This is a genomic window from Pseudogulbenkiania sp. AW2-16, assembly GCF_056824575.1.
In genome coordinates, this window is sequence record NZ_CP157668.1 from 3,805,184 (window position 1) to 3,819,595 (window position 14,412).

The following is a 14,412-nucleotide window of genomic DNA, read 5'->3' on the forward strand; positions in this document are numbered from 1 at the left end:
TGAACAGGCAACGCCCATGGACGAACTCCTGACCGTGTTCGTGACGGAAAGTCGCGAACAGTTGGCCGCGCTCGAAGCAGCGCTGCTACAGCTCGAAGCAGCTTCCGGCGACGCCGACACGCTGCATGCGATCTTTCGCGCCGCGCACACGATCAAGGGCGGTGCCGGCGTCATCGAATGCGACTACATCGTCGCCTTCACCCACGTGGTCGAAAACGTGCTCGACCAACTGCGCAATGGCGACATCGCGGTCAGCGCCGAACTCATCGCCTTGCTTTTGGCCTGCGGCGATCATATCGGCTTGCTGTTGGGCGAGTTCGAAATCCGCCGGGTTCACCCAACGGCCGAATTGCAACTGGCCGGCGATGCCTTGCTCGCACGTTTACAGCGCGACGCACGGACCGCACCGCCCGGCCTCCCCCGGCCGGGGCATCCACCACCACTCAGCCAAGCCTGGGCCGGGACCTGTTCGAGAGCGAATGTTGGCACATCTCCTTGCGTTTCGAGCGCCATGTGCTGAAGAACGGCATGGACCCGCTGTCCTTCCTGCACTACCTCGGCACGCTGGGCACCATCGTGCACCTCGAAACCGTGGCCGATGCCATGCCGCCGGCAGATCAGATGGATGCGGAAGCCTGCTATCTCGGCTTCGAGATTCGTTTTGCCTCCTGCGCCGACAAGGCGACGATCGAGCGGGTATTCGAGTTCGTCCGCGACGACTGCACCCTGCACATCCTGCCGCCGGACAGCCGCCTGGCCGACTACATCGATCTGTTGCAGTCCCTGCCGGAAGACACGATGCGGCTGGGCGAAATCCTGGTTCGCATCGGCGCGCTCACGCAAGCGGAGCTCGACGACGGGCTGCTGATGCAGCAGCCGCCCATGGCCGGCGCAGCGCCACCCGAAGTCGTACCACTGGGAGAAATTCTGGTGCAACAGCAGGTGGTGCAGCCCAAGCTGGTCGAGGCGGCCATCATCCGGCAGGCTCGGGTCAGCGACAAGAAAACCGCCGAGGCGAGGCTGATCCGCATCCAGGCCGACAAGCTCGACCGCCTGATCGACCTGGTCGGCGAGCTGGTGATTGCCAGCGCCAGCGTCAGCCTGCTTGCCAGTCGCACCGGTCGCGCCGAGCTTCTGGAGGCGAGCTCGCTGATGATGCGCCTGGTCGAAAGCACACGCGATTCGGCATTGCAACTGCGCATGGTGCAGATTGGAGAAACCTTCAGCCGCTTCAACCGCATCGTGCGCGATGTCTCCAAAGAGCTTGGCAAGGACATCGAACTGGTCATTACCGGAGGAGAAACCGAACTCGACAAGAGCGTGGTGGAGAAGATCGGCGACCCGCTGATCCATCTGGTACGCAACGCCATCGACCACGGTATCGAACCCACCGCGCACCGTACCGCCGCCGGCAAGCCACCCCGCGGCCGGCTGGAACTGAACGCCTCGCATGATTCGGGCAGCATCGTCATTACCGTCAGCGACGACGGAGGCGGTCTCAACCGCGACAAAATCGTGGCGAAGGCGACCGAGCGCGGCCTGCTCCAGCCGGGCCACAACCTGAGCGAAGCGGAAATCGACAACCTGATCTTCGAGCCGGGTTTCTCCACCGCCGATCACGTCTCCAACCTGTCCGGCCGTGGCGTCGGCATGGACGTCGTCAAGCGCAATATCCAGAGCCTGCGCGGCCACGTCGATGTCCGCTCGGCTCCCGGCGCCGGCACCCGCTTTTCCATCCGCCTGCCGCTGACCATGGCCATCATCGACGGCTTCCTGGTCGGCACGGGACAGGCCAACTACGTGGTGCCGCTCGACATGGTGGTCGAATGCCTCGAGTTGTCGCCGCAAACCAGCGATAACCATTACCTCAACCTGCGCGGCGAAGTACTGCCGTTCATCCGTCTGCACGAGCTGTTCAACCTGCCGGGCAAGCGGCCGGCGCGCGAGAACGTGGTCGTGGTGCGTACCGGCGCGCAGAAGGTCGGCATCGTCGTTGACCATCTGCTGGGCGAATTCCAGACGGTGATCAAACCGCTCGGCCATCTGTTCCAAAGCCTGCGCGGCATCGGCGGCTCGACCATCCTCGGCAGCGGCGAGGTGGCACTGATTCTTGACGTTCCCGCACTCGTCGCCATCGCGACACGACGCGAGTCGCGCGAAGCGGCATCCACTCCGGCCACCTGAGCCGACCACGTTAGCCTAGAAGGAAGAAGGGAGTTCGTTATGTTCGCCAACATGAAAGTGGGTGCCAAACTAAGCTTCGGCTTCGGCATCGTCATTCTGGTCATGATCACCATCTCAGCCATTGGCATCGTGCGCATGGGACATCTCAACGACGCGATCGGCACCATGGCCAACGACCGTTGGCCGAAGACCGTGCTGTTGAACCAGATCGTAGACAACTCCAGCCAGACCGCCATCGCCCTGCGCAACATGATGCTGTCGACGAGCAAGGAGGATCGGCAGCGGGACAAGGAGCGGGTGCTGCAATCACGCAAGGCCATCGACACCGCGGTCGATAAGCTCGAATCGTTGATCGCCTTGCCGCGCGGCAAGGAAATGCTGGCCCAGCTGAAGGAACTGCGCATCAAATACATCGCCGGGCAGGAAACGCTGATCCGCCTGGTCGAGGAGGAACGCCAGGATGAAGCGCGGGCCTTCTTGCAGAACGAGCTGCGGCCGACCCTGCGCGCCTACCAGGAACATGCGCTGAAGTTCGTCCAGTTCCAGGGCGAATTGATGGACAGCTCGGCCAAGGACGCCCAGGCGGTTTACGCCGAGGCACGCAACCTGACGCTGGCGCTCATCGCAGCGGGCATCGTCATCGCCGCCGCGGTCGGCTTCTGGATCACCCGCAATCTGATGCGACAGCTCGGCGGCGAGCCCGACCATGCCGCCGCCATTGCGCGCAAGGTGGCCGAGGGCGACCTGACCCAGCAGATCGAGCTGCGCGCCAACGACAACTCCAGCCTCCTGGCGGCGATGCGCAACATGGTCGAGCGGCTGTCGCTCACCATCGGCCAGGTGCGCTCGGCGGCCGACAACCTCTCGGCCGCCGCCGAGCAGGTCAGCGCCACCTCGCAGTCGCTGTCGCAAGGCGCTGCCGAACAGGCGGCTTCCGTCGAGGAAATCTCCTCCACCCTCGAGCAGACCACCGCCACCGTGGCACAGAACACCGAAAACGCCAGGGTCACCGATGGCATGGCCGCCAAAGCGGCCAGCGAAGCCGGCCAGGGTGGCGCGGCGGTCAAGGAAACCGTCACCGCGATGCGGGCCATCGCACAGAAGATCGGCATCATCGACGACATCGCCTACCAGACCAACTTGCTGGCGCTGAACGCCGCGATCGAGGCGGCCCGTGCCGGCGAGCATGGCAAGGGCTTTGCCGTGGTTGCCGCCGAGGTACGCAAGTTGGCCGAACGCAGCCAGGTGGCGGCTCAGGAAATTGGCGAGCTGGCCGGCTCCAGCGTGAAGCTGGCCGAACACGCCGGCCAACTGCTCGACGCGATGGTGCCGTCGATCAGCAAGACCTCCGACCTGGTGCAGGAAATTGCCTCCGCCAGCCAGGAGCAGAGCGCCGGCGTGACCCAGATCAACCAGGCGGTCGGCCAGCTCAACCAGACCACCCAGCAGAGTGCGTCGTCGTCCGAGGAACTGGCCGCCACGGCCGAGGAAATGGGCGCCCAAGCAGAGCAGCTGCAAGGGCTGATGGCATTCTTCCGCACCGAGAGCGCGGCCCGCCAACGTAGCCCAGCCCGCCACGGCGCTGCCGCCCAGGCCCATTCCCCCGTTCCGGCACGGAGCCATCCGGCGAGCAAGTCGCCCGTCCTGGCGAGCACCGAACCGGAATTCGAACATTTCTGAGGAGCCGTCATGGACCAGAGCACTGCGCTTGTCCGTCAGGACCCACCGGCCACATTCGTGGCCGCCCCCGGAGTCCAGCAATTCCTCACCTTCATGCTGAACGCCGAGGCATTTGCTGTTGGCATCCTCAACATCAAGGAGATCATCGAATACGGCCAGTTGACCGGCATCCCGTTGATGCCAGCCTTCATCCGCGGCGTGATCAATCTACGCGGTGCGGTGGTACCGGTGATCGACCTATCGGCACGCTTCGGCGCAAGACCGACCGAGGTTGCACGTCGCACCTGCATCGTCATTGTCGAGATGCATCACCAGGAGGATGACAGCGAGGTCCAGCAGGATATCGGCATCCTGGTCGACAGCGTGAACGAGGTATTGGAGATACCCTCCGGCGAAATCGAACCGGCGCCGGCCTTCGGTGCCAACATCCGTGCCGATTTCATCCGCGGCATGGGCAAAGTGGCGGGTGGTTTCGTCATCATTCTCGATCTCGACCGTGTGCTGTCGATCACCGAGATGAGCCAGATTGCCACGCTCGCTCATCCCGGGACTGCACTGGCGCCGTCCTGAAGCACAGCAGCGATACGGTTGGAAAGGATGGAGAGAACCCGGCAACGCCCAGCGATCGCCAGGCGTTGCCTTGTTCCCTCTCGGGTCACACCAGCAAATCACACACCTTGCGTCATCTCGTCGGCGATGAGACGACGGCAGCACTGTATTGAAGCCATGCCAATGAATATTGCGTGTTCTCGTTCCAGACCGAGGTGCTTATGGACAATCCCCCCTCTCCGATCACGAGTTTGCCCTCTTCCAGCGGCTGATCCATCGCCTGGCCGGCATCAACCTGACCACCGGCAAGAAGGTGCTGCTGGCCGGTCGTCTCGCCAAACGCCTGCGCCATCACGGGCTGAGCCACTTCGACGAATACTACCGCCTGCTCGCCAGCGGCGAGCACCCGGCCGAGGTGCAGTTGATGGTCGACCTGCTAACCACCCATGAAACCTGTTTTTTCCGTGAAGCTGCTCACTTTGACTTCCTGCACGATTTCGCCGTCAGTCGGCGCGGCACAGCGTTCCGGGTATGGAGTGGCGCCTGTTCTTCCGGCGAAGAGCCTTACTCCATCGCCATGGTGCTGGCCGAAACCCTCGGCTTGTCCGCCTCCTGGGAGATCGTGGCTTCCGACATCAGCCTGCCGACACTGGAACAAGCGAAGCACGGCCACTATCCGATCGAGCGCGCCAAGAACATCCCGGATGAATTGCTGAAAACCTACTGCCTTAAAGGAGTCGGCAGCCAGACCGGAACCTTTCTGATCGGGCAGGCATTACGTGAGCGGGTTCGCTTCTGCCAGTTGAACCTGGCAGCGCTCGGCGCCAATAGCATTGGCCAGTTCGACATCATCTTCCTGCGCAATGTAATGATTTATTTCGATAGCGACACCAAGCGCAGCGTCGTGGCCAAAATGCTGCCGCATCTCAAGCGCGATGGCATGTTCATCGTCGGCCACTCCGAAACCCTGAACGGGGTGACCGACGAACTGGTTTCACTGCGCCCGACGCGGTATTGCCGGCCCGAATGCAAACGATGAAAGACTCTGTTGCGGCAGATGAAAACCAGCGCGTGACACAGCCTCCCGCAGAGGGGATGAAACGATCCACAACATGAGCCAGCACAAGACAATGAGCGAGCCAATCAAGGTAATGATCGTCGACGACTCCGCCGTGGTACGGCAAGTCGTCCGGCAGGCACTGGAACGCGAGCCAGGCATCCGTGTTATTGGAGCCGCCTCGGACCCGCTGTTCGCCCTGACGCATATGCAACGCGACTGGCCGGATGTGATCGTGCTGGACATCGAAATGCCGCGTATGGATGGCCTGACCTTTCTGAAAAAAATCATGAGCGAGCGGGCGACCCCCGTCGTGATCTGCTCGTCGCTGGCCGAAACCGGCACCGCCGCGGCGATGAATGCGCTGGCTGCCGGCGCCGTTTCGATCATCACCAAACCCAAAATGGGGGTGAAACAGTTTCTCGAAGACAGTGCCAACGACGTCATACACGCCGTCCGGGCCGCCTCTCGCGCCAATGTCAGCCGCCTGGCGTCACGCACGCGGCCGCCATTGGCCCCCTCGCCCAAGCTATCGGCCGACGCCGTCATCAGCAGCGGGCTCGGTCGCGGGGCGAGCATGATCAGCACCACCGAACGTATCGTCGCCATCGGCACCTCCACCGGCGGCACCCAGGCACTGGAGACGGTGCTGCCCCGGCTGCCTGCCACATGTCCGGGCATGGTCATCGTCCAGCACATGCCGGAGCGCTTTACCGCGATGTTTGCCGAACGCCTCAACAGCCTGTGCCAGATAGAAGTGCGCGAGGCCCGCCACGGCGACCGCGTGATGCCGGGGCGGGCCCTCATCGCTCCCGGAGGCAAGCATATGCTGCTGGCACGCAATGGCGCCCAATATACCGTTGAAATCATCGACGGACCGCTGGTTAACCGGCACCGCCCTTCGGTGGATGTCCTGTTCCGCTCATGTGCGAAGTTCGCCGGACGCAATGCCCTCGGCATGATCATGACCGGCATGGGGGATGACGGGGCACGTGGCCTCAAGGAAATGCACGAGGCCGGCGCCAGGACGATCGCCGAAGACGAATCGACCTGCGTGGTGTTTGGCATGCCCAAGGAGGCCATCGCGCTCGGCGGTGTCAGTGAGGTCGTTTCGCTGCATCGCATCGCCCCAATCATCGAACATTATGGTTACTGATATGTCACCACCGCGGGTTGAAACGGTACTGATCGTCGATGACAGCCTGGTGCAAAGGCTGCATGTGGTGGGGCTACTTCGACAGTTTGGCATACAAGGCATTCTTGAGGCCGTCGATGGCATGCAGGCACTTGAGCTGCTGGCCGGTCTCGACACGCTTCCACACCTGATCGTAGTCGACCTCGAGATGCCGGGCATGGATGGCGTCGAATTCATCCTGCAGATGATGAAGCGCAACGTCATGGCACCCCTGGTCATCTCATCGAACAGGGATCTTTCCTTGATCTGCAGCGTCGAGAATATGGCACAAGCACTGGGAATACCCATCCTAGCCGCTTGGAAAAAACCGCTGACCAAGCAACACCTTGCCGAGATATTGCACCACAGTCCGGATCGGCCGCCCCCTCCCCTTCAGCACCAGAGACCCACAAGGAGGCCTCCAGCACCGGTGCCCACGAGCTGGCTTTGGCCATCTCCCGCCATCAACTCCTGCCTTATTATCAACCTCAAATAGACCTGAAAAGCGGCACGATCACCGGTGTGGAAGTGCTGGCACGCTGGCCCCACGCTAAAAAGGGCTTCATTCCCCCGGACCACTTCATCCCACTGGCCGAAAAGCACAGGCTGATACACGACCTGACGCTGGAGATCGCGGGCCAGGCCTTTGCCCAGGCCGCCCATTGGCGACGGAGCGGAGTACACCTGACGGTTGCCGTCAACTTGTCACCTCGGTTGCTGGATTTGCCCGATTTCGTCAGCGAGGTTGACGCCTTGTTGCAGCAGTATCAGCTACCCGCAGCACAAGTGATCTGGGAGGTCACCGAAAGCTCCCTGGCTGCCGACCTTGGCATAGCACTGGCCAATCTGGCACGACTGCGCCTGAAGGGGTTCGGCCTGTCCATCGACGACTATGGCACCGGCTTTTCGTCAATGCAGCAGCTCTCGCGCATCCCCTTCACCGAACTCAAGATCGACCGCTCTTTCGTGCATCGCGCCCACCAGCGCGAGCACCTGCGGGTCATTCTGCAGTCCGCCCTGGACATGGCTCACAAGATGAGCCTGGTTACGGTGGCAGAAGGCATAGAAACGCTCGAGGACTGGAAATTGCTGCGGGAGTTTGGATGTAACCTGGCGCAGGGCTACTTTATTGCCAAGCCCATGCCCAGCGAAACTTTCACCGGCTGGGTAAAAACACAAAACACGCGACGCCATGGTCGGCGTGGCAGCTGAACCCGTATTGTCTGTCGGACCAGCCGCCCCAGCCGGTTGCGCCGCGAGCGTAATTCGATGGATTTGCCTCTGAGTCTCGGGGCACCAAACCGCCCTTAGCTTGAAGCTGTCAGAACAGGCAGCACACCCTTTCAAAGCAAGCCGAATAGACCTCGTTCATCTTGCCAAATTCTATCCATGCCCTCCTGAGGAACATCAAGCCGAGGTCATGATGCGGACCCGCTGAAACCAGAGTCTTTTCCAGCGCTCCACCTTCTCGCTGGCGGTCAGCGCCTTCGGCGAAACCGGAATGCTCTCGCCAAAGCGCACAACACCATCGATAGCCCGGCTGTTTACGACAGCGAAACTCCGCCGCTCGCCTTGGTCATCTTGATAATGAATGGCAACCAGCACACCACATGCCATGCACACCAGACAATCCGCGATCCCCGCACCTTGGCGATATCGCGTCACCATGTGCTCGTCTTGCAGACGAATGAGCAGCGAACCATCCGGGTCAGCCACATACGCCGCGCCGTGCTTATGGCAAAAATCGCAGTCGCATGCCCGCGGGCGATACGTTTCCGGGACATGGGGAAGCGTCATTTCGAAGTGGATATTTCCGCAATGACACCCGCCGTTCAGTCTGTGCATGACAACTCCCCCGATGCCTGAATCAAAGACAACATCCTGACAGACATCCATTCCCATGTCCCTGCCGCCCCCGACCTGCTTTGTTCCTTGCCGACGGTGGCTATTGCTCTACCCCTGAAACACCCTGCGGGCCGGTCCTCGACATGGGGATCGGTCTTCAAGAGGAGGAGCTCATCATAGCCCCCCACTGTCGCCGAAAAATTTTGCCTAGCCAGGAAAAATGTTCACCAATCATAGACACAATATGTCAAGAGGGGCGATATGGCTGTGCCAAAGCAGACGAAAAAGCCCTCTCGGGACAAAAATCGCCCCAGTGTTTATATTGGTTACTTTGATTGCAAACAACATGCCAAGGAAACCATGATCGATCTTTCCGCTTTTCCCATCACGAAGAAATGGCCCGCACACCATCCTGACCGTATCCAGCTCTATTCCTTGCCGACGCCCAACGGCGTCAAGGTATCGATCATGCTGGAAGAAACCGGCCTGGCTTACGAGCCGCATCTCGTAAGCTTCGAAACCAACGACCAGATGTCGCCGGAGTTCCTGTCGCTCAATCCGAACAACAAGATTCCGGCAATCATCGATCCGAACGGTCCGGGAGGAAAGCCGCTGCCGCTGTTCGAATCCGGTGCGATTCTCGTCCATCTTGCCGACAAGGCGGGGAAATTCATGCCGCAGGATCCGGCGGGCCGCTACGAGACGCTGCAATGGCTGATGTTCCAGATGGGCGGCATCGGCCCGATGTTTGGACAGGTGGGGTTCTTCAACAAGTTCGCCGGCAGGGAGTACGAAGACAAGCGACCGCGCGACCGCTACATTGCCGAGTCCAGACGCTTGCTTGGCGTACTCAACCAGAGACTCGCCGACCGCAAGTGGATCATGGGAGAGGCCTACACGATTGCCGACATAGCGACCTTCCCCTGGGTGCGCAACCTGATCGGTTACTACGAGGCCGGTGAACTGGTGGGGATTGCGGATTTTCCGCATGTCACACGCGCGTTGGATCAATTCCTTGCACGCCCCGCCGTGGCAAGAGGACTGACCATTCCCAGCCGAAACGCAGCTCCTGTGTAAGACCGTACGAAAGCCTCATCAAGCTATCCACAGCCATCGCTGAATAACCCTGTGGATAAGCCATGAATAACCCGAAAAACCCTTTTCGGGTTAGCCACTTGCCGTTACCGCCCAAAAAACCGTCAAAATCCTGCAAGATTTCCCCACAAACTCACAACCCGGCTGAATAGTGCCGTGGACAATCTGTGGAAAACAGCAACAAGATATTGTTACAAAAGAGGAAAATCAAGCCGGTTAAAAAATAGGCAAAAGCGTGTTACACCAACGAAATCCCTCGTGACATACGCGCCCTCTTCGGCAAGGTTTTACAGCAATTTACCCGGGTTCATCACCCCGTTCGGATCGAACACTGCCTTGATGGCACGCATCAGCGCGATCTCCTCGACACTGCGCGTCACATCCAGATAATCGCGCTTCAAGAGGCCGACGCCGTGTTCGGCCGACATGCTGCCGCCGAATTCCCCCACCAGGGAGAAAACGTGTTCGTTGACCTGCTCGCAGGCGCGGCGGAAGTCGTCCAGTTCCAGCTCGTCGGGCTTCAGGATATTGATGTGCAGGTTGCCGTCGCCGATATGGCCATACCACAGCACCTCGAAATCCGGGTATTCGCGCGACAGGATGGCATCGAGCCGTTCGACGAAGGCCGGCACCCGGCTCACCGTTACCGCGATGTCGTTCTTGTAAGGCTTGTAGGGGGTGATCGACTCGCTGATGTCCTCGCGCAGCCGCCACAGGTCCTTGGTCTGCTGCTCGGACTGCGACAGCACCCCGTCCACCAGCCAGCCCTGTTCGACGCACGCCTCAAACACGGCCAGGGCCACCTCCTCGGCATCGGCGGCCAGTTTCTCGAACTCTAGCAGCACGTAGTAGTCGGCTTCGCCCTCGAACGGCCGCTTGACGTGGCCGCGCGCCAGGACGTGGCGCATCGCTTTTTCCGAGAAAAACTCGAAGGCGTTGAGATCGAGCCGTTCGCGGAAGGCGTGGAACAGCTTCATGATGTCGGTCAACTGCGGCACCGCCAACACCATTACCCCCAGCTCGGCCGGCTGACGAGCCAGCTTCAGGGTGGCATCGACGATGAAGCCGAGCGTCCCTTCCGAGCCGACGAAGAGGTGGCGCAGGTCGTAGCCGGTATTGTTCTTGGCGAGCCCATTATTCAGCCGCAGCACTTCACCTTTGCCGGTGACCACGGTCAGCCCCGCCACCCACTCGCGCGTCATTCCGTAGCGCACCACCTTGATACCGCCTGCGTTGGTGGCGATGTTGCCGCCGATCTGACTCGATCCGCGCGAGGCGAAGTCCACCGGGTAGTAGAGCCCATTTTCGGCAGCGAACTGCTGCAGTACCTCGGTGATGACGCCGGCCTGGCAGCGCACGGTGCGCGCGACCGGGTCGAAGTCGCTGATGGCCTTCATGCGGTCGAACGACACCACCACCTCGCCCTGCCGCGCCACGGCCCCGCCGGACAATCCGGTACGGCCGCCGGACGGCACCAGCGCTACCTGCTCACGGTTGGCCCACTGCACGACGGCAACGACCTCGTCCACGGTTTGCGGGAACACCACGGCGGACGGCGCGGGCTGGTAGTAGCGGGTCCAGTCCAGCCCGTAGCGGGCCAGGGAATCGGCATCGGTGGCAACGCGGTCGGCACTGAACATGGCATGCAGCTCGGCAAGCAGGCGGGGAGCGATCATCGGCAACTCTCTGGTCAAGACGGAAAATCCGGAGTAATAATGAATAATACTTGAGTTTTTTGGTCAACAACGGAACCCGGCATGCAAAACCTTTCGCTCGCCAAGGACAAGATCAAGATACTGCTTCTGGAGGGAGTCCACCAGACGGCAGTCGACAGCTTCCGTCAGGACGGTTACAGCCAGATCGACTATCACAAGAAGGCACTGGCCCCGGAAGAGCTGCTCGAACGCATCGCCGACGCCCATATCATCGGCATCCGCTCGCGCAGCCGGCTGACCGACGAGGTCTTCGCCGCCGCCAACAAGCTGATGGCGGTCGGCTGTTTCTGCATCGGCACCAACCAGGTCAACCTCAAGGCCGCCGCCCGCCACGGCATCCCCGTATTCAACGCGCCGTTCTCCAATACCCGTTCCGTCGCCGAACTGGTGATTGCCGAGGCGATCATGCTGATGCGCGGCATCCCGGAGAAAAGCACGCTGGCCCATCGCGGCGGCTGGTTGAAATCGGCCGACAACAGCTACGAGGTGCGCGGCAAGACGCTGGGCATCGTCGGCTATGGCCACATCGGTACCCAGGTCGGCATCCTCGCCGAATCCCTCGGCATGAAGGTGGCGTTCTACGACACGGAGAACAAGCTGCCGCTAGGGAACGCCCACCAAGTCGCAACGCTCAAGGAACTACTCAGCCAAGCCGACGTGGTCACGCTGCACGTGCCGGAAACGCCTGACACCCAGGACATGATCGGCGCCACCGAGCTTTCGGCGATGAAACCCGGCGCCCACCTGATCAACGCCTCGCGCGGCACCGTGGTGGACATTGAAGCGTTGGCCGAAGCGCTGCGCCGCAAGCACCTGCACGGCGCCGCCATCGATGTCTTTCCTGTCGAGCCCGAGGGCAACGGCGAGGCGTTCAGCTCGCCGCTATGCGAGTTCGACAACGTGATCCTGACTCCGCACATCGGCGGCAGCACGCTGGAGGCGCAGGCCAACATCGGCGGCGAAGTGGCCGCCAAGCTGATCAAATACTCCAACAACGGCTCGACGCTGACCGCGGTGAACTTCCCGGAGGTCTCGCTGCCCGAGCATCGCGGCAAATGCCGGCTGCTGCACATCCACAAGAATCAGCCCGGCGTACTGGCGCGCATCAACGACGAGTTTTCGCGCGCCGGCATCAACATCGCCGGCCAGTACCTGCAGACCAACGAGGAGATCGGCTACGTGGTGATCGAGATCGACAGCGCCGCCAGTCAGACCGCGCTGGAGACCCTGCAGCGCATTGAGGGCACCCTGCGCTGCCGCGTGCTGTACTAAGCACTCCTCCGCCAAAGCCCCCTCCGGAAAAAGCAAAACCCCGCCAACCGGCGGGGTTTTTAGTTCGAGCGGACAACCGCGCGAAAGGATCAGGCGACCGCGGGTTCCTTCATCAGGATCGAGATCAGCGAGGCCACCTTGGCCTTGAGCTCGCGGCGATCGACGATCATGTCGATGGCGCCCTTCTCCAGCAGAAACTCGGAACGCTGGAAGCCTTCCGGCAGGGTCTCGCGCACGGTCTGCTCGATGACACGCGGACCGGCAAAACCGATCAGCGCACCCGGCTCACCGATCACCACGTCGCCGAGGAAGGCGAACGAAGCCGAAACGCCGCCCATGGTCGGGTCGGTCAGGATCGAGATGAACGGCAGCTTGTGGTCGGTCAGCAATTGCAGCGCGGCACTGGTCTTGGCCATCTGCATCAGCGAGTTCAGGCCTTCCTGCATGCGCGCGCCGCCGGAGGCGGAAACGCAGATGAACGGCGCCTTGGCTTCCACCGCAGCTTGTACGCCGCGCACGAAACGCTCCCCCACCACCGAGCCCATCGAACCACCGATGAACTTGAATTCGAACGACGCCACCACCGCCGGCAGCGTCAGGATGCTGCCCTGCATCACCACCAGGGCGTCGTCTTCGCCGGTGGCGTTCTGCGCCGCCACCAGACGATCGGGGTAACGCTTGCCGTCCTTGAACTTCAGGATATCAACCGGTTTGACTTCGGCACCGATCTCGCGGCGGCCTTCGGTATCCAGCAACATACCCAGGCGATCCCGTGCAGAGACCGCGTGATGATGGTTACACTTCGGGCAAACCTGCAGATTGCTTTCCAGGTCGGTGTAATACAGCACCGCTTCACAGGCCGGGCACTTGCTCCACAGCCCCTCCGGTACCGCCGAGGACTTTTCGGCGCGATTCTCGCGCTTGATCTTCGGCGGCAGGAGTTTATTCAACCAGCTCATGCTGACTCCTTGCTCATTCGCTCCGGCAACAACAGGTTGGCCGAAGCATGATTGCCCCGCGGCACGAAACCGCGGGGACATGTACTAACTAATGGCGGCCTTCAGTTCGGCGACCAGGGGCGTCAACCGCTCGCGAGCGGTCTCGGGCGTTGCCGCCTCGATTTCCTGGACCAGACGGCTTCCCACCACGACAGCATCGGCCGTGACGGCAATGGCACGCGCGGTTGCACCGTCGCGAATACCGAAGCCGACACCGATAGGCACATGAATGTATTGTCTAAGGGCGGCAATTTTACGCGCTACGTCGTCAATGTCCAGATTTCCAGCACCGGTCACGCCTTTCAGTGACACATAGTAAACATAGCCGCGCGCATGACGAGCGATCTCGGCCACCCGCTGGAGCGGTGTGGTCGGCGCCAACAGGAAGATCGGGTCGATACTTTCCTGTTGCAGCGCAGTGGCCAGTTCCTCCGCCTCTTCCGGCGGGCAATCGACCGTCAACATACCGTCCACCCCGGCGGCGGCGGCACGCTTGGCAAATTCAGCATAGCCCATGGCACACAGCGGATTCAGGTAACCCATCAGCACCACCGGCGTGGTGCTGTTGGTCTTGCGGAACTCGGCGACCATGTCGAGCACATGGCGCAGGCCGACCTTGTGTGCCAGCGCGCGCTCGGAGGCTCTTTGAATCACCGGACCGTCGGCCATCGGATCGGAAAACGGCACCCCCAGCTCGATGATGTCGGCGCCGCCCTCGACCAGGCCATGCATCAGGCTCACGGTCAGATCCGGATGAGGATCCCCAGCGGTAATGAACGGAATCAGGGCCTTCTTGCCGGCCAGTGCGGCAAAACATGCTGCAATACGTGACATGCTTACTCC

The 14,412-nt window shown here is 61.5% G+C and carries 14 protein-coding genes; 10 read left to right on the top strand and 4 right to left on the bottom strand.

Annotated features, from left to right (window positions below; genetic code table 11):
* Positions 1–16 precede the first annotated feature (16 nt).
* From ABKF58_RS18360 to ABKF58_RS18395, 8 genes are all read left to right on the top strand, one after another.
* Complete coding sequence (locus ABKF58_RS18360; RefSeq protein WP_482582577.1) at positions 17–520, top strand: Hpt domain-containing protein; 504 nt, start codon at positions 17–19, stop codon at positions 518–520.
* Positions 496–2,184 carry a chemotaxis protein CheA gene (locus tag ABKF58_RS18365; RefSeq protein ID WP_482582578.1) on the top strand — a complete coding sequence of 563 codons (1,689 nt, stop codon included), beginning with the start codon at positions 496–498 and terminating at the stop codon, positions 2,182–2,184. The genes ABKF58_RS18360 and ABKF58_RS18365 overlap by 25 nt, the downstream gene beginning before the upstream one ends.
* Positions 2,185–2,223: 39 nt before the next feature.
* Positions 2,224–3,864 carry a methyl-accepting chemotaxis protein gene (locus ABKF58_RS18370; protein WP_482582579.1) on the top strand — a complete coding sequence of 547 codons (1,641 nt, stop codon included), beginning with the start codon at positions 2,224–2,226 and terminating at the stop codon, positions 3,862–3,864.
* A gap of 9 nt (positions 3,865–3,873) precedes the next feature.
* Positions 3,874–4,434: a chemotaxis protein CheW gene (locus tag ABKF58_RS18375; protein ID WP_482582580.1), complete on the top strand. Its 561-nt coding sequence runs from the start codon at positions 3,874–3,876 to the stop codon at positions 4,432–4,434.
* Between the two features lie 169 nt (positions 4,435–4,603).
* Positions 4,604–5,452: a CheR family methyltransferase gene (locus ABKF58_RS18380; RefSeq protein ID WP_482582581.1), complete on the top strand. Its 849-nt coding sequence runs from the start codon at positions 4,604–4,606 to the stop codon at positions 5,450–5,452.
* A gap of 73 nt (positions 5,453–5,525) precedes the next feature.
* Positions 5,526–6,626 (top strand): protein-glutamate methylesterase/protein-glutamine glutaminase, encoded by a 1,101-nt coding sequence (locus tag ABKF58_RS18385; protein WP_482582582.1) that lies wholly within the window; start codon positions 5,526–5,528, stop codon positions 6,624–6,626.
* Positions 6,616–7,140, top strand: coding sequence for a response regulator transcription factor (locus ABKF58_RS18390; RefSeq protein WP_482582583.1), 525 nt, complete (start codon positions 6,616–6,618; stop codon positions 7,138–7,140). Before ABKF58_RS18385 ends, ABKF58_RS18390 begins: the two co-directional genes overlap by 11 nt.
* Positions 7,092–7,856 carry an EAL domain-containing protein gene (locus ABKF58_RS18395; RefSeq protein WP_482582584.1) on the top strand — a complete coding sequence of 255 codons (765 nt, stop codon included), beginning with the start codon at positions 7,092–7,094 and terminating at the stop codon, positions 7,854–7,856. Before ABKF58_RS18390 ends, ABKF58_RS18395 begins: the two co-directional genes overlap by 49 nt.
* Positions 7,857–8,051: 195 nt before the next feature.
* Here ABKF58_RS18395 and ABKF58_RS18400 read toward each other — a convergent pair whose 3' ends face one another.
* Positions 8,052–8,489, bottom strand: a complete 438-nt coding sequence (locus tag ABKF58_RS18400; protein WP_482582585.1) for a GFA family protein — start codon at positions 8,487–8,489, stop codon at positions 8,052–8,054.
* 360 nt (positions 8,490–8,849) lie between these two features.
* On the opposite strand from ABKF58_RS18400, the gene ABKF58_RS18405 reads away from it, so the two are divergent.
* On the top strand, positions 8,850–9,566 hold the full coding sequence (locus ABKF58_RS18405) for a glutathione S-transferase N-terminal domain-containing protein (protein WP_482582587.1): 717 nt from the start codon (positions 8,850–8,852) through the stop codon (positions 9,564–9,566).
* Positions 9,567–9,871: 305 nt separating this feature from the next.
* Here the strand turns inward: ABKF58_RS18405 and ABKF58_RS18410 are convergent, their stop codons facing one another.
* Positions 9,872–11,260, bottom strand: a complete 1,389-nt coding sequence (locus ABKF58_RS18410) for an FAD-binding oxidoreductase (RefSeq protein WP_482582588.1) — start codon at positions 11,258–11,260, stop codon at positions 9,872–9,874.
* An 81-nt stretch (positions 11,261–11,341) separates the two neighbouring features.
* Here ABKF58_RS18410 and serA point away from each other — a divergent pair, with 81 nt between their 5' ends.
* Positions 11,342–12,571, top strand: a complete 1,230-nt coding sequence (gene serA, locus ABKF58_RS18415; RefSeq protein WP_482582589.1) for a phosphoglycerate dehydrogenase — start codon at positions 11,342–11,344, stop codon at positions 12,569–12,571.
* Between the two features lie 89 nt (positions 12,572–12,660).
* Here the strand turns inward: serA and accD are convergent, their stop codons facing one another.
* Both accD and trpA read right to left on the bottom strand, forming a co-directional pair.
* On the bottom strand, positions 12,661–13,530 hold the full coding sequence (gene accD / locus ABKF58_RS18420; RefSeq protein WP_014086704.1) for an acetyl-CoA carboxylase, carboxyltransferase subunit beta: 870 nt from the start codon (positions 13,528–13,530) through the stop codon (positions 12,661–12,663).
* A gap of 84 nt (positions 13,531–13,614) precedes the next feature.
* A complete protein-coding gene (gene trpA, locus ABKF58_RS18425) occupies positions 13,615–14,403 on the bottom strand; it encodes a tryptophan synthase subunit alpha (protein ID WP_008953717.1) in 789 nt (262 codons plus the stop codon).
* Positions 14,404–14,412: the final 9 nt, after the last annotated feature.

Excerpts from the sequence above, each read along its gene's own strand:
- ABKF58_RS18360 (WP_482582577.1), top strand. The coding sequence starts at position 17 with ATGGACGAACTCCTGACCGTGTTCGTGACGGAAAGTCGCGAACAGTTG.
- ABKF58_RS18370 (WP_482582579.1), top strand. The coding sequence starts at position 2,224 with ATGTTCGCCAACATGAAAGTGGGTGCCAAACTAAGCTTCGGCTTCGGC.
- ABKF58_RS18375 (WP_482582580.1), top strand. The coding sequence starts at position 3,874 with ATGGACCAGAGCACTGCGCTTGTCCGTCAGGACCCACCGGCCACATTC.
- ABKF58_RS18385 (WP_482582582.1), top strand. The coding sequence starts at position 5,526 with ATGAGCCAGCACAAGACAATGAGCGAGCCAATCAAGGTAATGATCGTC.
- ABKF58_RS18390 (WP_482582583.1), top strand. The coding sequence starts at position 6,616 with ATGGTTACTGATATGTCACCACCGCGGGTTGAAACGGTACTGATCGTC.
- ABKF58_RS18400 (WP_482582585.1), bottom strand. The coding sequence starts at position 8,489 with ATGCACAGACTGAACGGCGGGTGTCATTGCGGAAATATCCACTTCGAA.
- ABKF58_RS18405 (WP_482582587.1), top strand. The coding sequence starts at position 8,850 with ATGATCGATCTTTCCGCTTTTCCCATCACGAAGAAATGGCCCGCACAC.
- ABKF58_RS18410 (WP_482582588.1), bottom strand. The coding sequence starts at position 11,260 with ATGATCGCTCCCCGCCTGCTTGCCGAGCTGCATGCCATGTTCAGTGCC.
- serA (WP_482582589.1), top strand. The coding sequence starts at position 11,342 with ATGCAAAACCTTTCGCTCGCCAAGGACAAGATCAAGATACTGCTTCTG.
- accD (WP_014086704.1), bottom strand. The coding sequence starts at position 13,530 with ATGAGCTGGTTGAATAAACTCCTGCCGCCGAAGATCAAGCGCGAGAAT.
- trpA (WP_008953717.1), bottom strand. The coding sequence starts at position 14,403 with ATGTCACGTATTGCAGCATGTTTTGCCGCACTGGCCGGCAAGAAGGCC.